Origin of the sequence: Paracoccus ferrooxidans (assembly GCF_029909815.1) — a bacterium.
In the GTDB taxonomy this organism is placed as follows: domain Bacteria; phylum Pseudomonadota; class Alphaproteobacteria; order Rhodobacterales; family Rhodobacteraceae; genus Paracoccus; species Paracoccus versutus.
The window spans coordinates 1,933,048-1,950,803 of record NZ_CP038198.1 but is presented as its reverse complement, the minus strand read 5'-3'; the positions used below and the strand labels follow the sequence as shown (position 1 = coordinate 1,950,803).

The 17,756-nt window shown below is 69.1% G+C and carries 22 protein-coding genes, 1 pseudogene and 2 riboswitches; of the genes and pseudogenes, 12 read left to right on the top strand and 11 right to left on the bottom strand.

Annotated elements, in window-relative coordinates; translation table 11 throughout:
- Window positions 1-69: 69 nt before the first annotated feature.
- Both E3U26_RS09810 and E3U26_RS09805 read right to left on the bottom strand, forming a co-directional pair.
- Window positions 70-1,320 carry a lytic murein transglycosylase gene (locus tag E3U26_RS09810; protein ID WP_114535011.1) on the bottom strand — a complete coding sequence of 417 codons (1,251 nt, stop codon included), beginning with the start codon at window positions 1,318-1,320 and terminating at the stop codon, window positions 70-72.
- Window positions 1,321-1,405: 85 nt separating this feature from the next.
- Window positions 1,406-1,720: a DUF8846 family protein gene (locus E3U26_RS09805; protein ID WP_243783556.1), complete on the bottom strand. Its 315-nt coding sequence runs from the start codon at window positions 1,718-1,720 to the stop codon at window positions 1,406-1,408.
- A gap of 56 nt (window positions 1,721-1,776) precedes the next feature.
- Here E3U26_RS09805 and E3U26_RS09800 point away from each other — a divergent pair, with 56 nt between their 5' ends.
- Window positions 1,777-2,247 carry a YbaK/EbsC family protein gene (locus tag E3U26_RS09800; protein WP_243783555.1) on the top strand — a complete coding sequence of 157 codons (471 nt, stop codon included), beginning with the start codon at window positions 1,777-1,779 and terminating at the stop codon, window positions 2,245-2,247.
- 33 nt (window positions 2,248-2,280) lie between these two features.
- Here E3U26_RS09800 and E3U26_RS09795 read toward each other — a convergent pair whose 3' ends face one another.
- Window positions 2,281-2,532, bottom strand: coding sequence for a GlsB/YeaQ/YmgE family stress response membrane protein (locus tag E3U26_RS09795; RefSeq protein WP_024843035.1), 252 nt, complete (start codon window positions 2,530-2,532; stop codon window positions 2,281-2,283).
- 106 nt (window positions 2,533-2,638) lie between these two features.
- On the bottom strand, window positions 2,639-3,463 hold the full coding sequence (gene dapD, locus E3U26_RS09790; RefSeq protein ID WP_036752038.1) for a 2,3,4,5-tetrahydropyridine-2,6-dicarboxylate N-succinyltransferase: 825 nt from the start codon (window positions 3,461-3,463) through the stop codon (window positions 2,639-2,641).
- Window positions 3,464-3,555: 92 nt separating this feature from the next.
- Here dapD and E3U26_RS09785 point away from each other — a divergent pair, with 92 nt between their 5' ends.
- Both E3U26_RS09785 and E3U26_RS09780 read left to right on the top strand, forming a co-directional pair.
- Complete coding sequence (locus E3U26_RS09785; RefSeq protein WP_036752041.1) at window positions 3,556-4,383, top strand: LOG family protein; 828 nt, start codon at window positions 3,556-3,558, stop codon at window positions 4,381-4,383.
- Between the two features lie 759 nt (window positions 4,384-5,142).
- Window positions 5,143-5,337: pseudogene (locus tag E3U26_RS09780) on the top strand (SAM-dependent methyltransferase); the annotation flags it as partial.
- A gap of 45 nt (window positions 5,338-5,382) precedes the next feature.
- Here E3U26_RS09780 and E3U26_RS09775 read toward each other — a convergent pair.
- The 4 genes from E3U26_RS09775 to E3U26_RS09760 all read right to left on the bottom strand — a co-directional run bounded on the left by E3U26_RS09775 (window position 5,383) and on the right by E3U26_RS09760 (window position 7,260).
- Window positions 5,383-5,913 (bottom strand): hypothetical protein, encoded by a 531-nt coding sequence (locus E3U26_RS09775; RefSeq protein ID WP_243783554.1) that lies wholly within the window; start codon window positions 5,911-5,913, stop codon window positions 5,383-5,385.
- Between the two features lie 111 nt (window positions 5,914-6,024).
- On the bottom strand, window positions 6,025-6,492 hold the full coding sequence (gene rlmH, locus E3U26_RS09770; RefSeq protein WP_072461107.1) for a 23S rRNA (pseudouridine(1915)-N(3))-methyltransferase RlmH: 468 nt from the start codon (window positions 6,490-6,492) through the stop codon (window positions 6,025-6,027).
- Between the two features lie 3 nt (window positions 6,493-6,495).
- Window positions 6,496-6,894: a ribosome silencing factor gene (rsfS, locus tag E3U26_RS09765; RefSeq protein ID WP_114535008.1), complete on the bottom strand. Its 399-nt coding sequence runs from the start codon at window positions 6,892-6,894 to the stop codon at window positions 6,496-6,498.
- 132 nt (window positions 6,895-7,026) lie between these two features.
- Window positions 7,027-7,260, bottom strand: a complete 234-nt coding sequence (locus E3U26_RS09760) for a hypothetical protein (RefSeq protein ID WP_243783553.1) — start codon at window positions 7,258-7,260, stop codon at window positions 7,027-7,029.
- A gap of 298 nt (window positions 7,261-7,558) precedes the next feature.
- Here E3U26_RS09760 and leuC point away from each other — a divergent pair, with 298 nt between their 5' ends.
- Complete coding sequence (gene leuC, locus E3U26_RS09755) at window positions 7,559-8,995, top strand: 3-isopropylmalate dehydratase large subunit (protein ID WP_036752053.1); 1,437 nt, start codon at window positions 7,559-7,561, stop codon at window positions 8,993-8,995.
- A 19-nt stretch (window positions 8,996-9,014) separates the two neighbouring features.
- On the opposite strand, the gene E3U26_RS09750 is transcribed toward leuC, so the two are convergent.
- Window positions 9,015-9,596 carry a hypothetical protein gene (locus E3U26_RS09750; protein WP_052095767.1) on the bottom strand — a complete coding sequence of 194 codons (582 nt, stop codon included), beginning with the start codon at window positions 9,594-9,596 and terminating at the stop codon, window positions 9,015-9,017.
- A gap of 89 nt (window positions 9,597-9,685) precedes the next feature.
- Between E3U26_RS09750 and leuD the strand changes: the two genes are divergently transcribed.
- The 6 genes from leuD to bluB all read left to right on the top strand — a co-directional run bounded on the left by leuD (window position 9,686) and on the right by bluB (window position 13,842).
- Entirely contained in the window at window positions 9,686-10,291 is a 606-nt protein-coding gene (gene leuD, locus E3U26_RS09745) for a 3-isopropylmalate dehydratase small subunit (protein ID WP_114535007.1), read from the top strand.
- On the top strand, window positions 10,282-11,334 hold the full coding sequence (locus tag E3U26_RS09740; RefSeq protein ID WP_243783552.1) for an endonuclease/exonuclease/phosphatase family protein: 1,053 nt from the start codon (window positions 10,282-10,284) through the stop codon (window positions 11,332-11,334). The genes leuD and E3U26_RS09740 overlap by 10 nt, the downstream gene beginning before the upstream one ends.
- A gap of 160 nt (window positions 11,335-11,494) precedes the next feature.
- Window positions 11,495-11,700, top strand: a riboswitch (cobalamin riboswitch).
- Window positions 11,701-11,736: 36 nt separating this feature from the next.
- Window positions 11,737-11,913 (top strand): CbtB domain-containing protein, encoded by a 177-nt coding sequence (locus E3U26_RS09735; protein ID WP_024843046.1) that lies wholly within the window; start codon window positions 11,737-11,739, stop codon window positions 11,911-11,913.
- Window position 11,914: 1 nt separating this feature from the next.
- Window positions 11,915-12,613, top strand: a complete 699-nt coding sequence (locus E3U26_RS09730; RefSeq protein WP_036752064.1) for a CbtA family protein — start codon at window positions 11,915-11,917, stop codon at window positions 12,611-12,613.
- A 69-nt stretch (window positions 12,614-12,682) separates the two neighbouring features.
- Window positions 12,683-13,216, top strand: a complete 534-nt coding sequence (locus E3U26_RS09725; protein WP_243783551.1) for a hypothetical protein — start codon at window positions 12,683-12,685, stop codon at window positions 13,214-13,216.
- 2 nt (window positions 13,217-13,218) lie between these two features.
- A complete protein-coding gene (bluB, locus tag E3U26_RS09720; protein WP_114535161.1) occupies window positions 13,219-13,842 on the top strand; it encodes a 5,6-dimethylbenzimidazole synthase in 624 nt (207 codons plus the stop codon).
- A 33-nt stretch (window positions 13,843-13,875) separates the two neighbouring features.
- Here the strand turns inward: bluB and E3U26_RS09715 are convergent, their stop codons facing one another.
- Window positions 13,876-15,378, bottom strand: coding sequence for a hypothetical protein (locus tag E3U26_RS09715; protein ID WP_243783550.1), 1,503 nt, complete (start codon window positions 15,376-15,378; stop codon window positions 13,876-13,878).
- A 59-nt stretch (window positions 15,379-15,437) separates the two neighbouring features.
- On the bottom strand, window positions 15,438-16,049 hold the full coding sequence (cobO, locus tag E3U26_RS09710; protein ID WP_114535003.1) for a cob(I)yrinic acid a,c-diamide adenosyltransferase: 612 nt from the start codon (window positions 16,047-16,049) through the stop codon (window positions 15,438-15,440).
- 37 nt (window positions 16,050-16,086) lie between these two features.
- A riboswitch (cobalamin riboswitch) is annotated at window positions 16,087-16,288 on the top strand.
- Between the two features lie 76 nt (window positions 16,289-16,364).
- On the opposite strand from cobO, the gene E3U26_RS09705 reads away from it, so the two are divergent.
- Together E3U26_RS09705 and cobW are read left to right on the top strand one after the other, a co-directional pair.
- Window positions 16,365-16,718 carry a DUF1636 family protein gene (locus E3U26_RS09705; RefSeq protein WP_036752083.1) on the top strand — a complete coding sequence of 118 codons (354 nt, stop codon included), beginning with the start codon at window positions 16,365-16,367 and terminating at the stop codon, window positions 16,716-16,718.
- A 3-nt stretch (window positions 16,719-16,721) separates the two neighbouring features.
- The gene (gene cobW, locus E3U26_RS09700) at window positions 16,722-17,756 is read left to right on the top strand and encodes a cobalamin biosynthesis protein CobW (RefSeq protein ID WP_243783549.1); all 1,035 of its coding nucleotides are present in this window, start codon (window positions 16,722-16,724) and stop codon (window positions 17,754-17,756) included.

Genomic DNA, 17,756 nt, shown 5'->3' with positions numbered 1-17,756 from the left:
CGCGGGCGGCATGGGTATTTGGGCAACGGAGAAATGCGCAAGGGCGGCTTTCGGGGCCGCCCTTTTGCCTTAGCTGCGCAGCATGGCCAGCAGGCGGGTGTCGGCATAGCCGTCGGGCGTCACGCCGCGCGAGCGCTGGAAGGCCCTGATCGCCTCGGCCGACTGGCTGCCGAGCTTGCCGTCCACGCCGCCGGTGTCGAAGCCGCGGGCCATCAGCAGGCGCTGGATCTCGGCCTTTTCGCTGTTCGACAGCGTGCGGTCGCCGCGCGGCCAGCTGCCCTGGATGCCGCGGCGGCCGGCGATCGCCTCGCCCAGATAGGCCACGCCGAGGGCGTAGCTGTCCGAGGCGTTGTATTTCAGGATGGCACGGAAGTTCTCGGTAATCAGGAAGGCCGGGCCCCGCGACCCGGCCGGCGCCAGGATCGAGCCCGAGGGCACCGGCGCCCCGCTGATCGTGCGCACGCCCATCGCCGCCCATTGGCTGCCCGAATGCTGCACCGATTTTCCGGCCTGGTTGAAGTCGAAGCCCGGCGGCAGGATCACCTCGGTCCCCCAGGGCTGGCCGGGGCGCCAGCCGTTCTGGCGCAGGTAGCTGGCGGTCGAGGCCAGCGCGTCGGTCGGGTCGTCCGACCAGATGTCGCGGCGGCCGTCGCCGTTGAAGTCCACGGCATGGCCGAGGAAGGACGAGGGCATGAACTGCGTATGCCCCATGGCGCCGGCCCAGCTGCCGACCATATGGGCGCTGTCCACGTCGCCCGACTGGATGATGCGCAAGGCCGCCACCAGCTCGCCGGCGAAGAATTCGCCGCGCCTTCCGTCATAGGCCAGCGTCGCCAGCGCCGGGACGATCTGCGTATTGCCGCGGTTGGCGCCGAAATTGGATTCCATGCCCCAGACGGCCAGCACGATCTCGCGCGGGACGCCGTAGCGCGCCTCGATGGCCGAAAGCGTGCTTGCATATTGCGCGGCCTTGGCGCGGCCGGTCGCGCCGCGCGTGCCGATGGCGCCGTCGAGATAGTCCCAGATCGGCTTGGTGAATTCGCTCTGCTTGCGGTCCAGCGCGACGATGCTCGGCTGGTAATGCGCCCCGGCCATGGCCCGGTCGAAGGTCGCGGGCGAGACGCCCGAGGCCAGCGCGCGCGGGCGGAAGCTTTGCACCCAGTTCTGGAAACCGGCCTCGGAGCCCTGCCCCCCGGCCGTGGGCAGCCCGCCGAAATGGCCGCCGGCGGCGCCCGGTCCCTGGTTCAGCGACACGCCGCAGCCGGCCAGCGTGCCGATCAGGATGGCCATGGTCGCGATGCGCGAGATGCGTCTGGTCATTCTGCCTGTCCGTTCCGTGTTCTTGTTCTGCCTGCTCTGCTCGCAGCCAGTCTAGCCCAGGCCGGCGCGGCTGGATAGGGGCGGATCAGCCCTGCTCGTCCCAGAGCGGCTCCATCTGCGCCACGATCACCGCGTTCTCGGCCAGCGCGCGGTCCATCAGGGCACGCTCTTCGTCGGGGATTTCGTGGCCCTCGGCCAGGCGTTCGTCGATGCTGCCGTGGCCGATGACTTCCAGCGGCGCAAGGCCGGCCTGCTTCAGGATGGCGACCGTCTCGCGCACCGCCTCGTCCTCGGTCGTGCCGGCGGCATAGCAGACCAGCGCCGCGCCGGTGGCGCCCTGCGGCAGGCCGTCGTCGGTGGCGCGGCCGACCTGGACCAGAAGCGTATAGACCTGTTGCATGGCTTTTCCTTCGTCGCGATTTGCCGTCATATCGCCCGAAACGGACGGAGGTGACAATGAGCAAGAGCTTGCGACGGGTGCGATCGGCGCTGGAGGCGGCGGGCCTTGCCGCCCGGATCCACGAGACCGACGACAGCGCCCGCACCGCTGCGGGCGCGGCGGCGGCGGTCGGCTGCGCGCTGGACCAGATCGCCAAGTCGATCATCTTCCGCGGCGAGGAAAGCGGCCATGTCGTGCTGTTCCTGACTGCAGGCGGCAATCGCGTCGATCCGGCCAAGGCGACCGAGGTGGCCGGGCAAAGGCTGGGCAAGGCCGATGCCGAACTGATCCGGGCCGAGACCGGCTTTGCCATCGGCGGCGTGGCCCCGGTCGGGCATCTGCGGCAGATCGAGGCCTGGCTGGACCCGCGCCTGCTGGATTTCGACCTGGTCTGGGCGGCGGCGGGCACGCCGCGCCATGTCTTTGCCATCGCGCCGGCCGACCTGCTCCGCCTCACCAGCGCGAAGGCGGCGGATTTCACCGCCTGACGGGAAGGGGCGGGAAGACCCCGCCCGGTTCCGCTATCCGGCCACCGCGCGATAGAGCCAGATCAGGATCACCGCCCCGATCAGCCCGGCGACCCCCTGCGCCAGCCAGCTGCCGGCCTGGGCGTTCAGCCCGACCAGACCCAGAAGCGCATTGCCGACGATGGCGCCGACGATGCCCAGGATGACGTTGAGGATGATCCCCGTATCCGCCTTCATGATGCTGCTGGCGATCCAGCCCGCAAGACCGCCGACGATGATCGCGGCCAGCCAACCCAAACCCTGCATGTGAAACTCCGCTTTCAGGACATTCGTGCGGGTTGAACGCAGCGGCGGCGCTTGGGTTTCACGCCGGGCTCACGCAAGGGCGAGCCCGGTGCAGGGGCGCAACGGTTCAGTCGCGCAGAAGCTCGTTGATCGAGGTCTTGGAGCGGGTCTGCGCATCGACCCGCTTGACGATCACCGCGCAATAGAGGTTCACGCCGTTCTTCGACGGCATCGAGCCGGCGACGACCACCGAACCCGCCGGAACCTCGCCATACATCACCTCGCCGGTCTCGCGGTCGACGATCTTGGTGGACTTGCCGATGAAGACGCCCATGCCGAGGACCGAGCCCTCGCGCACGATGCAGCCCTCGACCACCTCGGACCGCGCGCCGATGAAGCAATTGTCCTCGATGATGGTGGGGCCGGCCTGCATCGGCTCCAGCACGCCGCCGATGCCGACGCCGCCCGACAGGTGCACGTTCTTGCCGATCTGCGCGCAGGAGCCGACGGTGGCCCAGGTATCGACCATCGTGCCCTCGTCGACATAAGCGCCCAGGTTGACGAAGCTGGGCATCAGCACCACGCCCTTGGCGATATAGGCCGAGCGGCGCACGACGCAGTTCGGCACCGCGCGGAAACCGGCGACCTTCCATTGCGCCTCGCCCCAATGGGCGAACTTGCTGTCCACCTTGTCCCACCAGGTGCCGCCCTGCGGCCCGCCCGTCTGGACCTCCATGTCCTTCAGGCGAAAGCCCAGCAGCACGGCCTTTTTCGCCCATTGGTTGACGTGCCAGTCGCTGCCGCGCTTTTCGGCGACGCGCAGTTCGCCCTTGTCCAGCGCCTCCAGCGTGGCCTCGACGGCATCGCGGACCTCGCCCCTGGTGGCGGGGGTGATCTGGTCGCGGATCTCCCAGGCGGATTCGATGGCGGCTTCAAGGGCGTCATTCGACATGGTCTGGCCTCTCAACGGTGGAAACTCTTGCCCAAGGGCTATAAGCCGAGGGGTGCGGCCGCGCAATGCGGCGGTTTCGGCCAGAGGATTGGATGACAGAACTTGACGAGCGCAGCCACCCGTTCCGCGACAGCCATCAGGACGTGGCGGTGGCGCAGACCACGCCCGACACGGCCCAGACCCGCGCGCCGGCCTATCGGCTGGCCTTCACCGACACCGAATTCCTGCTGCGCGAAGAGCTGCGCCCGGTGCGGCTGCAGCTTGAGTTGCTGAAGCCGCAGATGATCATGGATGCGCGCGGCATCCGCTCGACCGTGGTGATGTTCGGCGGCGCCCGCATCCCCTCGCCCGAGCGGCGCGAGGGCGCGCGCACGCCGGTCCTGGCCGCCCTGTCGCATTACTATGACGAGGCGCGGCGCTTTGCCCGGCTGATGACCGAGCGCAGCCTGAAAAGCTATGGCGCCGAGAACGTGATCTGCACCGGCGGCGGGCCGGGGGTGATGGAGGCGGGCAACCTGGGCGCGCACGAGGCCGGCGGCGCCTCGATCGGGCTGTCCATCGTGCTGCCGCACGAACAGACGCCGAATGCCTATGTGACCCCGGACCTGTGCTTCAACTTCCACTATTTCGCCATCCGCAAGATGCATTTCCTGATGCGGGCCAAGGCGGTCACGGTGTTTCCGGGCGGCTTCGGCACCATGGACGAGATGTTCGAGGCGCTGACCCTGATCCAGACCGGCCGCATGAGGCGGGTGCCCTTCATCCTGTTTGGGCCGGAATTCTGGCACAAGGTCATCAACTGGCAGGCGCTGGCCGAGGCCGGCACCATCAGCCCCGAGGACCTGGAGCTGATCAGCTTCGTCGAAAGCGCCGACGAGGCGGTCGAGATCATCGACAACTGGGTCGTGCCCTGCCCCTGAAACGGGGCAGGCGCCGGCCGGGGCCAGATCCTGGGCACCCGGCTTCGCGCAGCTTTGGGCGCTGAATGGCTGGTCATGCGGCCGATCATGCGCGGTCGCGTTTCGCTAGCTGCTTCGTTTCGCTGGCTTCTTCGTTCCGCTAGCTGCTTCGTTCGTCGGCCCCTTCTTCGGTCGGATGCCCTTTCAGGCCGCTTTCCGTTCAGGCCACCTTTCCGACCCGGCGGCCTTTACTTCGGTCACAGGCCTTTGGGGGTCGCGGCCGAGGCTGTGTGAAAACTCCAACTCCGAAAATTCACGAAGAACAGTTTCCTTAGAAATACATTCACGGCGGCCCGCCTTAGAACAAAGTCTCTCCGCAATGCCAGCAGGCGGACATTGTTCCGTGCCCGACCATGCTCGACTGAATTTCCACACAGCCTCGGCCCATTTCGGTCACGGGCCCTTTCCGGTCACGGGCCCTTTCCATTCAGGCCCCCTTACCGGTGCAGGGCACCATCCTTCGGGGCCTTTATATCCTCCGGGGGCCTTTCGTCCGGGGGCCACAACAATGACTGCGGATCTTTCGTAGGGCACCTTTCCCGCTCAGCCGCTTTTCGTTCGGGCCTTCCCGCCCAGGCGCTTTTTCGTTCGGCAGCCTTTCCCGCCCCGGCGCCGCCACGCGCTACGGACCCAACTCGCCGGAGCGTCGCCGCGGATCGCATCGCACCGGGGCAGGCATCACGACGCCAGCATGTCGGACAGCCGGGGCAGCGTGAGCAGATCGGCCTTGTCAGCTTCGTCTCCTCGGGTCCGGGCGACCCCGAACTCCTGACCCTGCGCGCCGCGCGGCTGCTGGCCCAGGCGGACGTGGTGCTTTACGACGACCTCGCCTCGGGAAGGCCGGTGCTGGAGCAGGCCGGCCCGCAGGCCGAGCGCATCCCGGTCGGCAAGCGCGCCGGCCGCCCGTCGGCCAGGACTCGGGCAGGACTCGGGCAGGCGAACCCGGCCTTTCCGCCAGGGCTATTTCGGCCACCAGGCCACGAAATCGCCCGCCGCGACATTCGGCGGCGGGCCGCCGCCCCGGCGTTCCGTCGCCGCCTGCGCCTGCTGCGCCTGGGCCGCGCCGTGGCGATAGGTCGCATGCGACAGTTCCGGCCGCATCTCGGGTTCCGGCTGATCCTCGACGGCGCGAATCACGATGGTGCCCAGCTTCAGCGCACGCTGGAAGGATTCGTCATCGCCATAGATCGCGGTCAGGAAACGGATCACCTTGGCCCGAAACACCGCGCGATCCTGCGGCCCGTCGGCATCCTCGGCCGCGGATGCGGCCGGGCCGCCGCCCTGCGCAGCCTGGGCCGATGCGGCCTGCCGCGAATGGTCGATGCCCTGGCGGCCAAGCTGCATGTCCTGCCCCACGCCGCCGGATTCCTCGACCGCGGGCACCTCGGGCTGGGCGCGGGCAAGGGTGGGACCGACGATTTCGACCTCTCGCGCCGCCTGCGTGGCGGCGGGACCGGCCCGGCTTTGGATCTGGTGAACGGTTGGAATCATGACACACCCGAAGATACTGATCTGGATATGCCCATCATAGCCGTTTCCCGGCGGATTTCACCCGCTCTTTGCCGGGTGTTTTCTTAAAATCCTAGCAATCTGAACCGCTTGTCATTCGCGGTGATAGGGGCTGCCGGCCAGGATGGTGGTGGCGCGATAGATCTGCTCGGCCAGCATGACGCGGACCAGCATATGCGGCCAGACCATGCGGCCGAAGCTGATCGCCAGGTCGGCCCGGTCGCGCAGGGCGGGGTCGATGCCATCGGCGCCGCCGATCACGAAGGCAATGTCGCGCGCCTGGTCGCGCCAGCCGGCGATGCGGGCGGCAAATTCGGGGGAACTCAGCATCTGGCCGCGCTCGTCCAGCACCACCAGGGCAGCACCGTCGGGAATGGCCCTGGCCAGCAGCGCCGCCTCGGCCGCCATGCCGCCGCCGCGACGGTCGTCGACCTCGGCCAGGGTGACGGGGGGCAGGCCCAGACCGCGGCCCGCCTTGGCGTGACGGTCCAGGTAATCGGCGATCAGCTTCGCCTCGGGGCCCTGCCGCAGCCGCCCGACCGCGGCAATGACCATGCGCATGGATCAGATCTGGTGCTTGCCGGCCTCGATGGCGGCGTGTTCGGCGCGCAGCCGCTCAAGCGTGGCCGAACGCAGGGCGTCGGCGGGCATCCACATCTTTTCCAGCTGATAGAACTCGCGGACCTCGGGGCGGAAGACATGGACGATCACGTCGTCGGTGTCGATCAGCACCCAATCGCCGGTCTCCTTGCCCTCGATCCGGGCCGAGCGGCCGGTCTGTTCCTTCAGGCGCTCGACCAGCTTTTCGGCGATCGAGGCCACCTGCCGCGCGTTCCGACCCGAGGCGATCACCATGTGATCGGCCATGGCCGAGCGGCCGCGCAGGTCGATGGTCACGACATCCTCGGCCTTGTCGTCGTCAAGAGAGGCAAGAATGCGGTCCAGTAGCTGATCGCTCGTCAGCCCGGATTCCGCGGTGGTCGCAGCCGGCGCAGCGGCCGGCGAGACGGTATTGGACAGGGTTCATCCTCCGGTCATCACGCCGATCTCCCCCGGCGCCGGGGCCTTACCAATGTAGCACGGAATCGCGCCCGCTCAATGCAGGCGCAGCGGATTTCTGGACGCATCCGCCGGCGGGCAGGTCGAAACCGGCAGATTTCCCCAGGGATCGGCGCATCTGACCTGCCCCGCGCCCCAGGCCAGATGCAGGCTTTCGGCACCCGCCGCCGCCCGCGCCTGCTTCAGCGGCGTGTCCGCCCAATGCACCGCCAGCGCGAAAACGGCCACGCAGATCAGCGGGATCGCCCGCAGGATGATGCGAATCAGCATGATCGGTCCCCTTTCCCGTGTCTTTCGGCGCCAAGATAGGGACCATTTCCCAACTTGGAATTAACAGGGCCGTGTGGCGATATTGAATATGACGTGAAATCGCCCTATTAATGCCCCTATGCGAGGATTCGTCTATTTCGACATTCACGACCGCGCCCGCCTGCCCGGCCGGTTCTACGGCGAAAGCCTGTCCGTCACCGCCCGACTTTGACGGGAGCGGGCGCTTGCGCGCGCCCTGCTGCAGGCTGCGGCACCCCCTCCGCCCTTTCCCAGCTAGTCTTCCAGAAAAGAGACAGCCATGACCGGCAACACGAACGCGGGCGCGCCCCGCACCCTCTACGACAAGATCTTCGACGCCCATGTGGTCGAGCGTTCCGAGGACGGCACCTGCATCCTCTATATCGACCGGCACCTGGTGCATGAGGTGACCTCGCCCCAGGCCTTCGAAGGGCTGCGCATGGCCGGGCGCAAGGTGCGCCGCCCCGACCAGACCATCGCCGTGCCGGACCACAACGTGCCCACGACGCCCGACCGCGTGGACGGGATCGAGAACCCCGAGGGCCGCATCCAGGTCGCCGAGCTGGACAAGAACGCGCGCGAATTCGGGCTGAACTATTACCCGATGAACGACATCCGCCAGGGCATCGTGCATATCGTCGGCCCCGAGCAGGGCTGGACCCTGCCCGGCATGACCGTGGTCTGCGGCGACAGCCACACCGCGACGCATGGCGCCTTCGGCGCGCTGGCGCATGGCATCGGCACCTCGGAGGTCGAGCATGTGCTGGCCACCCAGACGCTGATCCAGAAGAAATCCAAGAACATGAAGGTGGAGATCACCGGCAAGCTGCGTCCCGGCGTGACCGCCAAGGACATCACCCTGTCGGTGATCGGCGCCACCGGCACCGCCGGCGGCACCGGCTATGTCATCGAATATTGCGGCGAGGCGATCCGCGACCTGTCGATGGAAGGCCGCATGACCGTCTGCAACATGGCGATCGAGGGCGGCGCCCGCGCCGGGCTGATCGCGCCGGACGAAAAGACCTTCGAATATGTCAAGGGCCGCCCGCACGCCCCGAAGGGCGCCGCATGGGAGGCCGCCGTCGCCTGGTGGAAAACGCTGTTCTCGGACGAGGGCGCGCATTGGGACAAGGTCGTCACCATCCGCGGCGAGGACATCGCCCCGGTCGTGACCTGGGGCACCTCGCCCGAGGACGTGCTGCCGATCACCGGCAAGGTGCCCGCGCCCGAGGATTTCGAGGGCGGCAAGGTCGAGGCCGCGCGCCGCAGCCTGGACTACATGGGCCTGAAGCCGGGCACGCCGCTGAACGAGATCAGCATCGACGCGGTCTTCATCGGCTCCTGCACCAACGGCCGGATCGAGGATCTGCGCGCCGCCGCCGGCATCCTGAAAGGCCACAGGCTGGCGCCGGGCGTGCGCGGCATGGTGGTGCCGGGCTCGGGCCTGGTGCGCATGCAGGCCGAGGAAGAGGGGCTGGACAAGATCTTCATCGACGCCGGCTTCGAATGGCGCCTGGCCGGCTGCTCGATGTGCCTGGGCATGAACCCCGACCAGCTGGCGCCGGGCGAGCGCTGCGCCGCGACCTCGAACCGCAACTTCGAGGGCCGCATGGGCCGGGGCGGCCGCACCCACCTGATGTCGCCGGTGATGGCGGCCGCAGCCGGGATCAGGGGCCACCTGACCGACGTGCGCGAACTGCTGGCGGAAACCGTCTGATGGCGGGCGGCGCGGGGCCTTATCGGCCCCGCCGCAGCAGCATCAAGGCGTTGATCGCAATCAGCCAGAGCCCGGCGTTCTCGAACCAGAAGTTGTATTTGATGTTCGCGAAATCGGCGCTGATGAGCCTGTCCACATGATGAAAGCCCACCGCGCGCACCAGCACGAAGCCGCACAGCACGGCCAGCCCCAGCAGGGCCGGGCCGTTGCGGCGCATGTGCCCGCGCAGGGCATTCGTCGTCCAGGCCAGCGCGAGTGCCACGCCCAGCACCAGCCCGGCGATGAAGGCCAGCTGCACCATATGGCGGTCGTCGTACCAGCCCTGCGCCCGCGCCATGCAGCGTCCGGTGGCGGTCAGCGCGGTCTGCAGGTCCAGCTGCTTGTTCACCCCCAGGAAGGCCATCAGCCCGGCGATCGTCAGCCACAGCCCGCGCGCCGCGCCGGCCGGACGGCGGCGCAGCACCATGACGGCCAGCACGAAGCACAGGAAGTAAGAGAGCACCGTCAGCCAGCCGGTGATCTCGGGGTCTCCGATCTGCGGCCTCCAGTCGCGCGCGATGCAGGCGCGCAGGGCCGCAAGGCTGGAAAACCCGAAAAACATCAGCGAAGCCCTTTCCATGGCGCAAGGCGCCGGACGGGTCTCGGTTAACGGGCCGCTGCGGCCCAAGTCAATTCTGCGAGGATCACGACATGGACAAGTTCACCACCCTGACCGGAATCGCGGCACCCATGCCGCTGGTCAACATCGACACCGACATGATCATCCCGAAACAGTTCCTGAAGACGATCCACCGCTCGGGTCTGGGCAAGAACCTGTTCGACGAGATGCGCTATGACGCCCAGGGCAACGAGATCCCGGATTTCGTGCTGAACCAGCCGGCCTGGCGCGACAGCCAGATCATCGTCGCCGGCGACAACTTCGGCTGCGGCAGCTCGCGCGAACACGCGCCCTGGGCGCTGCTGGATTTCGGCATCCGCTGCGTGATCTCGACCAGCTTCGCCGACATCTTCTACAACAACTGCTTCAAGAACGGCATCCTGCCCATCGTCATGCCGCCAGAGGTGGTGGACGTGCTGATGGAGGACGCCAAGAAGGGCGCCAACGCCCGCATGACCGTGGATCTGGAAAACATGACCGTGACCACCTCGGACGGGCAGAGCTTCCCCTTCGAGCTGGACCCGTTCCGCCGCCACTGCCTGCTGAACGGGCTGGACGACATCGGCCTGACCATGGAAAAGGCCCCCGCCATCGACGCCTACGAGGCGCAGATGGCCCAGAGCCGGCCTTGGGTGTAAGGCTGCTTGCCGGGGCGGCCCTGCTGGCCGCCCTTGGCCTGGCCGCCCAGGCCGATCCGCTGCGGATCGCGACCTTCAGCCCCGACCTGTCGCGCGACGGGCCGGGGCTTTTGTTGCGCGACCTCGGCCGCAAGGATGCGCAGATCGACGCCGTGGTGCAGGTGTTGGCGGAAACCCGGCCCGACATCCTGTTGCTGACGCATTTCGACTGGGATTACAAGGACAGCGCGCTGGACGCCTTTGCCGCCAGGCTGGCGCAGGCCGGGCTGGACTATCCGCACCGCTTCGCCGCCCGGCCGAATTCCGGCATGGCGACCGGGCTCGACCTGAACGCCGACGGGCGGCTGGGCACGGCCGACGATGCGCAGGGCTTCGGCACCTTCTCGGGACAGGGGGGCATGGCGATCCTGTCGCGCCATCCCATCGGTCCGGTCAAGGATTACACGGATTTCCTGTGGCGCGACCTGCCCGACAACCTGATGCCGCCGCTGCCCGAGGAGGTGGCGGCCATCCGCCGCCTGTCCTCGACCGCGCATTGGGATGCGGTGGTCACGGTCGCGGGCCGGCCGCTGCACCTCTTGGCCATGTCCGCGACGCCGCCGGTCTTCGACGGGCCCGAGGATCTGAACGGGCGACGCAACCATGACGAGCTGGCGTTCTGGCTGCATCACCTGCCTGACGGCCCCTTCGTTCTGGCCGGGAACCTGAACCTCGACCCCCTGGACAGCGAAGGCCGGCCCGAGGCGCTGGCCCGGATCATGGCGCATGTCACCGACCCCCTGCCCCGCAGCGCGGGCGGCGCGGCGGCCAAGGGCGGGGTGAACGACGGCCACCGGGGCGATCCGGCGCTGGATACCGGCGACTGGCCGGACGACAAGCCGCCGGGCAACCTGCGCGTCGATTACGTCCTGCCGGCAAGGCCGCTCAAGGTGCTGGACTCGGGCGTGTTCTGGCCGGCCGAGGGACCGCTGGCCAAGGCCGCGCTGGCCGCTTCCGCGCACCGGCTGGTCTGGGTCGACCTGGACTGGCCGCCGGCACCCTGATTCGGACAAGCCCCTTCCGCCCGCCCCCGCGCGATGCCCCGGCGTCTTCTCCGTTGTCCAAATACCCATGCGACGGCGCCGCCCGCCGGCCCGTCGCCCGGCCTTCGACCCCGCCCGCAGCGGCCACCCGATTCCGCTTGCCGCCGCCGCGGCATCGCAGGTAACATGCGCGTGTATCGGTGCCCCTTTCCGGGGCCAAAAGGGAATGCGGTGCGGCCCCGGGGCATCCAGGGGCCAAATCCGCAGCCGCCCCCGCGACTGTAGGCGGAGAGCGGACGTCCATCGCGCCACTGGCCATCCGGCCGGGAAGGCGGGCGTCTGCCGTGACCCGCAAGCCAGGAGACCTGCCGATGCAGGAACCGCAATGTCGTCGGGTTGGACGACCAAAGGAAAGGGTCGCAGATGACCGCAAAACCCATGACCGCCGCCGGCGCCAGCCGCGCCTCGGTCCTGTTTCCCGCCATCGCCGCCTTCGCGATCGGCTTCGGGCTGATCTTCATGTCCGGGCTGGTGCAGGCCGAGACCCTGCATGACGCCGCCCATGACGTGCGTCACGCGACCGGCTTCCCCTGCCACTGACATGTTCTCGCGCATTCTGACCAGCGGGTTGATCGCTGGCGCTGCAACGGGGCTGATTGCCGCCCTGTTGCAGCTTTGGTTCGTGCAGCCCGTGCTGCTGCATGCCGAACTGTATGAATCCGGCCAACTGGCCCATTTCGGCGCCGAGGCCGTCAGCGCGCACCAGGACTTGGGGCCCTTCGAATGGACCCGCAACATGCTTTCGGTCCTGTTCACCATGATGGTCTATGCCGGCTACGGGCTGATGCTGGTGGCGCTGATGGCGCTGTCCGAGGCGCAGGGCAACGCGGTCACGGCGCGGCAGGGGCTGCTTTGGGGTCTGGCCGGCTACCTGACCATGCAGCTTGCCCCCGCCTTCGGCCTGGCGCCGGAAGTGCCGGGCGTCGCCGCCGCCGATGTGCAGCTGCGCGCGATCTGGTGGCTGGGCACCGCCGCCGCCACCGGGCTGGCGCTGTGGCTGGTCGCCTTTGGCAAGGGCTGGGCGGCCTGGGGCGTGGCCATCGTGCTGATCCTGGCGCCGCATGTGATCGGCGCGCCGCAGCCGGACAGCTATGCCGGCCCGGTCCCGCCCGAGCTTTCGGCGGAATTCGCCGGGCGCGCCCTGGGTGCCGGCGCCATGGCCTGGGCGCTGCTCGGCCTGCTGGCCGGCTGGTTCTGGCAGCGCGAAAGCCAGCGCGCGCCGGTGCCGCAAGCCGCCTGATCCGGGCCGCAACCCTTTCGGCCGGGCGTGCCTGTCGCGCCCGGCCTTTCATGAAAGCGGGGAAAAGACATGGATCGTTCGATCCCGATGCTGCTGATCGGCCTGATCTTCGGCGGCGGCATGGGCTTCGTCATCGCCGCCGCCAACGGCATCACGCTGGACGGCCACGACCACGGCGCGCGTGGCCACGGCACCCAGGCCGCGGCGCATGACCACGGCGCGCCCATCGACCTGCCCGCGGGCAGCGCCACCGCCTCGGCCCGGCTGGAGCCCGACAGCACCGCCGGCTGGAACCTGTTCGTCGAGGCCGAGGGCTTCTGCTTCGCCCCCGAACATGCCGGGCTGGCCGATCGCCGCGGCGAGGGGCATGCGCATCTTTACCTGAACGGCGCCAAGATCGCCCGGCTCTACGGCCCGGCCCATCACCTCGACATGCTCGCCGCCGGCGACCGGCTGCGGGTCGAGCTGAACTCGAACGACCACCGCCCGCTGACCGTGGCGGGCCGGCCGCTCGCCGTGGAACTGACCGTGCCCGACCGCCCTGTCGGCATCCGCGCCGGGGCCGAGGGCCTGCCCGACAGCGCCATTTGCGCCACGCCCTGATGATGCGGTTCGGCCCCGAGGACCAGGCGGCGCTGGACCGCATCCTGCGCTGGCGCCGCGACGTGCGGCATTTCCGCGACGACCCGATCCCCGAGCCGCTGCTGGAGGAATTGCGCGCGGCGATGGAACTGGCGCCCTCGGTCGGCAATGCCCGGCCTTGGCGGGTGATCCGGGTCGAAAGCCCCGATCTGCGCGCCGCGATCCGCGCCGATTTCCTGCGCTGCAATGCCCGGGCCGCCGCCCGCTACCAGGGCCGGCAGCGGCAGGAATACGATGCGCTGAAGCTCGCCGGGCTGGACCGCGCGCCGGTCTGGCTGGCCGTCTTTACCGAGATCGACCCGTCCGAGGGCCACGGCCTTGGCCGCGCCACCATGCCGCAGACCCTGCGGCAATCGACGGCGATGGCGATCCATGCGCTGTGGCTGGCGGCACGGGTGCGCAACCTGGGCCTGGGCATGGTCTCGATCCTCGACCCCGCGCGGATCGGCCCGCTGCTGGCGGTGCCCGAAAGCTGGGAGTTCTCGGCGCTGCTCTGCCTCGGCTGGCCCGAGTTCACCGACGACACGCCGCTGCTGCACCGCACCGGCTGGCAGGAAAACACCGCCCCCGGCTGGCAGCGGCGCTGAAAGGCCCCGCCGCATCGGGCGGGGCCGCTTGGTTCAGGGCTGCGAGGTGGCCGGGCCCATGGGCTGACCGTTGACGGTAAAGGGGCCGCCGCCCTCGGGCATCTGGATGTCCCAGACATTCTCGCCGCTCGCGCCGGGCTTGGCCATGGCGCGGGCCATGCGCAGCATCATCAGCGGCTGGGCGGCCTCTTCGGGCGGGGCCGCGGCCAGCGCCGCCTCGACCTTGTCGAGCCCCGTGGCCGAGATCAGCGCCGCGCCGGTGGGCGCCGCGCCCGGACCGGCCGCGATGTCCGCGCGGTAGTCGATCTGGTAGCCGTCGCCCTTGATCTGCGACGGCGCAAGCTTCAGGTCGGCCGTGCCGCCGGGCAGCAGCGCCGCCTGCAGCTGTTCGGGCACCAGCCGCGCAAAGGGTTCCTCGGCGGCCAGGTCGAAGCCCTCGATCAGCATCTTCGCCGGCGCCGCCAGATCGAAGCCCGAGGCGGTGAAGTCCAGCGTCACCTCTTGCGGCAGGATCGGCTCGACCCAGGGCGGCAGCACGCCCTCGGGCACGGTCACGCCCGACAGCGCCACCCGTTCGTGCAGCCGGCCATCGGCGGTGGCGCCGGACAGGCCGACCGTCACCTTGGTCGAGGCAAGGCCGAATTCGCCCAGCGGAGAGCCGATCTTCAGATCATGCAGGACCGCGTCCATCGACAGGTCGTCCCACAGCGGCATGGCGGCGGCCAGCTTGTCGCGCAGCCCGTCCTGCGAGCCCTTGATCAGCTCCTCGGACGGATGGGCGACGAACCAGGCGAGCAGGGACAGCATGCCTTCGGTGCGCGCGCCGGTGATCTGGCCGCTGCCCTCGTAGCCGGGCGCGGTGATCTGGAAGGTCATCGGCTGGCCGCCCGGACCCATCAGGATCTCCTGCGACTGCTCCAGCCCCTCGGCGGTGAAGCTCATGGCCTGGTCGACGCCGCCGGCCTTGCCGGGCGCGCCGGTCAGCGACACCTCCATCCGCGCCGTGCGCTGGTGATCGCGCGAGACCACCTCGGGCTCGGCCGGGGGCTGTTCGGGCGCGGCTTCGGCGCCGGGCGGCGGCGGGGGCGCATATTGCACCGACTCGATGACGTAATCCGTCATCACCGCCGTCTGTTCGCGGAAACTCATCAGCCCCTCGTCCCAGATGCCGGTGGATTCGACCTTGGTCGTGCCCTTCTGCTCGAACAGGCGCGGCACCACCACCGACCAGCTCAGCACCTGGTCCTCGCTGACGCCCCAGCTGCCGTCGCCATTGTCGGTCAGCCGATAGGTCAGGGCCGAGACGCTGACCTGGGCCTGCTCGGCCGGAACCTGCGCCAGCAGCGGCGCCGGGTCGATCCGCAGCTCATAGCTTTCGCCCTGGGGGGTGACGGCGACCACGCCCTCGGTGCCGCCGAAATAGGTCTGGAAAACGCCGCTCAGCCGCGCGGCCCCCTCTTCGGTGGCGGGCACGGCCCAGGCCGCCGAGACGGGGCAGATCGCCAGCAGCGCCACAAGGCCTTGTCTCGCAAACATGTCCGAACATCCTTTCGAATTCACTGGTCCTGCACAAGCGGCAGATGACAGGAAACAGGCTAGAACTCCACCCCCGGTTGCGCCTTGATGCCATCGCGGAAGGGGTGCTTGACCTGCTCCATCTCGGACACAAGATCGGCAAGCTCGATCAGTTCCGGCTTGGCGTTGCGTCCGGTCAGGACCACATGCGTCATCGGCGGCTTTTCGCTGCGCAGGAAATCCAGCACCTCGTCCAGGTCCAGGTAGTCATAGCGCAGCGCGATGTTGATCTCGTCCAGCAGGACCATGCGGATCTGCGGATCGCGGATCAGCTCCTTGGCCTTTTCCCAGCCGGCGCGGGCGGCGGCGATGTCGCGCTCGCGGTCCTGGGTTTCCCAGGTGAAGCCCTCGCCCATGGCGTGGAACTGGCACAGGTCGCCGAAATGCGTGGTCAGCAACCGCCGCTCGCCGGTGTCCCAGGCGCCCTTGATGAACTGCACCACCGCACAGGGCATGCCATGGGCGATGCAGCGCAGGATCATGCCGAAGCCCGAGGACGACTTGCCCTTGCCCTTGCCGGTATGGACGATGACCAGGCCCTTCTCGCCCTGCTTCTCGGCCATCATCCGGTCGCGGGCGGCCTTGATCCGGGCCATCTTCTCGGCGTGGCGGGTATTGTCGTCGGTCTGCATCGGGCACTCCTTCGCTTGACAAGTCGGGACCGGGCGCGCACAGACGAGAGGCGCTGGTTCCTGTCCTACGACAGGCGAAGAGGGAATGCGACAGGCAACCGCCTGGAAGCAGCCGCCCCCGCGACCGTGACCGGAAAGGTCGCCCCGAGGCCACTGGCGAGACGCCGGGAAGGCGGGGCGGCCGTGGGCCCAGGCCCGAATCCGCAAGCCGGGAGACCTGCCAGCGCGCGAAGGATTGACCGGCGGACGGGGTGTTCCCGCTGGGGCTTGGGCGCTGGTCCCCTGCCTCGTGCCGCCTTGAGGGATGAAGGGCGCATGACCGTCACGCTGCATGTCTGCATCACCTGCCGCGCCGGCCAGCCCGTCCCCGAGGGCGAGCCCGTGCCCGGCGCGCGGCTGCATGACGCGCTGGCGGCCGAAGGCGCCCCCGACGGCGTGCGCATCGTCCCCGTCGAATGCCTGTCCGCCTGCGCCAACGGCGCCGCCATCGCGCTGTCGGCGCCGGGCCGCTGGACCTATGTCTACGGCCGCATGTCGGCCGAGGACGCGACCGAGATCCTGCTGGGCGCCGCCGCCTATGCCCAGGCCCCCGACGGCATCGTGCCCTGGCGCGAGCGCGTCACGATTTTCCGCAAGCGCAGCCTCGCGCGCATTCCCCCGATTGGATAGAAGATGAGCGACCTGACCAAGACCCCCGTCACCGTCATCACCGGCTTTCTGGGCGCCGGCAAGACCACGCTGATCCGCCACCTGATGTCGCAGCCGCAGGGCAAGCGGCTGGCGGTGCTGGTCAACGAATTCGGCACCATGGGCGTCGACGGCGAGATCCTGAAATCCTGCGCCGACGAGAATTGCCCGGCCGAGAACATCATGGAGCTGTCGAACGGTTGCATCTGCTGCACCGTCGCCGACGATTTCATCCCGACGCTGGAACGGCTGATGGCGATGCCGGTCAAGCCCGACCACATCCTGATCGAGACCTCGGGCCTGGCCCTGCCCAAGCCCTTGCTGAAGGCCTTCGACTGGCCGGCGATCCGCTCGCGCATCACCGTGGATGGGGTGATCGCACTCGCCGATGCCGAGGCGGTGGCGGCGGGCCGCTTCGCCCCCGACGAGGCCGCGGTCGAGGCGCAGCGCGCCGCCGACGACAGCCTCGACCACGAGACGCCCCTGTCCGAGGTGTTCGAGGACCAGATCGCCTGCGCCGACATCGTGCTGCTGTCCAAGGCCGACCTGGCCGGCGATGCCGGGCTGGCCGCCGCCCGCGCGGTGATCGAGGCCGAGGCGCCGCGCAAGCTGCCGATCCTGCCCTTGACCGACGGGGTGATCGACCCGCGGGTGATCCTGGGCCTGGGTGCCGCGGCCGAGGATGACCTGGCCGCCCGCCCCAGCCACCACGACGGCGCCGACGACCACGAACACGACGATTTCGATTCGGTGGTGATCGAGCTGGCCGAGATCGCCGACCCCGGCGAGCTTGCCGCCCGCATCGAGCGGCTGGCCCGCGAACAGAACATCCTGCGGGTCAAGGGCCATGTCGCCGTCGCCGGCAAGCCCATGCGCCTTCTGGTGCAGGCGGTGGGCGAGCGGGTGCGGCACCAATACGACCGGCCCTGGGGCGACGCCCCCCGCGCCTCGCGCCTGGTGGTGATCGCCGAACATGACGACATCGACGAGGCCGCGATCCGGGCGGTCCTGGCTGCCTGA

Bases quoted from the DNA above. Each gene is read 5' to 3' on its own strand.
- bluB (WP_114535161.1), top strand. From the start codon at position 13,219: ATGCGGTTCGGCCCCGAGGACCAGGCGGCGCTGGACCGCATCCTGCGC.
- E3U26_RS09805 (WP_243783556.1), bottom strand. From the start codon at position 1,720: ATGCAACAGGTCTATACGCTTCTGGTCCAGGTCGGCCGCGCCACCGAC.
- E3U26_RS09705 (WP_036752083.1), top strand. From the start codon at position 16,365: ATGACCGTCACGCTGCATGTCTGCATCACCTGCCGCGCCGGCCAGCCC.
- E3U26_RS09735 (WP_024843046.1), top strand. From the start codon at position 11,737: ATGACCGCAAAACCCATGACCGCCGCCGGCGCCAGCCGCGCCTCGGTC.
- E3U26_RS09810 (WP_114535011.1), bottom strand. From the start codon at position 1,320: ATGACCAGACGCATCTCGCGCATCGCGACCATGGCCATCCTGATCGGC.
- E3U26_RS09800 (WP_243783555.1), top strand. From the start codon at position 1,777: ATGAGCAAGAGCTTGCGACGGGTGCGATCGGCGCTGGAGGCGGCGGGC.
- rlmH (WP_072461107.1), bottom strand. From the start codon at position 6,492: ATGCGCATGGTCATTGCCGCGGTCGGGCGGCTGCGGCAGGGCCCCGAG.
- dapD (WP_036752038.1), bottom strand. From the start codon at position 3,463: ATGTCGAATGACGCCCTTGAAGCCGCCATCGAATCCGCCTGGGAGATC.
- E3U26_RS09785 (WP_036752041.1), top strand. From the start codon at position 3,556: ATGACAGAACTTGACGAGCGCAGCCACCCGTTCCGCGACAGCCATCAG.
- leuC (WP_036752053.1), top strand. From the start codon at position 7,559: ATGACCGGCAACACGAACGCGGGCGCGCCCCGCACCCTCTACGACAAG.
- E3U26_RS09775 (WP_243783554.1), bottom strand. From the start codon at position 5,913: ATGATTCCAACCGTTCACCAGATCCAAAGCCGGGCCGGTCCCGCCGCC.
- E3U26_RS09760 (WP_243783553.1), bottom strand. From the start codon at position 7,260: ATGCTGATTCGCATCATCCTGCGGGCGATCCCGCTGATCTGCGTGGCC.
- cobO (WP_114535003.1), bottom strand. From the start codon at position 16,049: ATGCAGACCGACGACAATACCCGCCACGCCGAGAAGATGGCCCGGATC.
- E3U26_RS09795 (WP_024843035.1), bottom strand. From the start codon at position 2,532: ATGCAGGGTTTGGGTTGGCTGGCCGCGATCATCGTCGGCGGTCTTGCG.
- cobW (WP_243783549.1), top strand. From the start codon at position 16,722: ATGAGCGACCTGACCAAGACCCCCGTCACCGTCATCACCGGCTTTCTG.
- E3U26_RS09730 (WP_036752064.1), top strand. From the start codon at position 11,915: ATGTTCTCGCGCATTCTGACCAGCGGGTTGATCGCTGGCGCTGCAACG.
- E3U26_RS09750 (WP_052095767.1), bottom strand. From the start codon at position 9,596: ATGTTTTTCGGGTTTTCCAGCCTTGCGGCCCTGCGCGCCTGCATCGCG.
- E3U26_RS09715 (WP_243783550.1), bottom strand. From the start codon at position 15,378: ATGTTTGCGAGACAAGGCCTTGTGGCGCTGCTGGCGATCTGCCCCGTC.
- E3U26_RS09725 (WP_243783551.1), top strand. From the start codon at position 12,683: ATGGATCGTTCGATCCCGATGCTGCTGATCGGCCTGATCTTCGGCGGC.
- leuD (WP_114535007.1), top strand. From the start codon at position 9,686: ATGGACAAGTTCACCACCCTGACCGGAATCGCGGCACCCATGCCGCTG.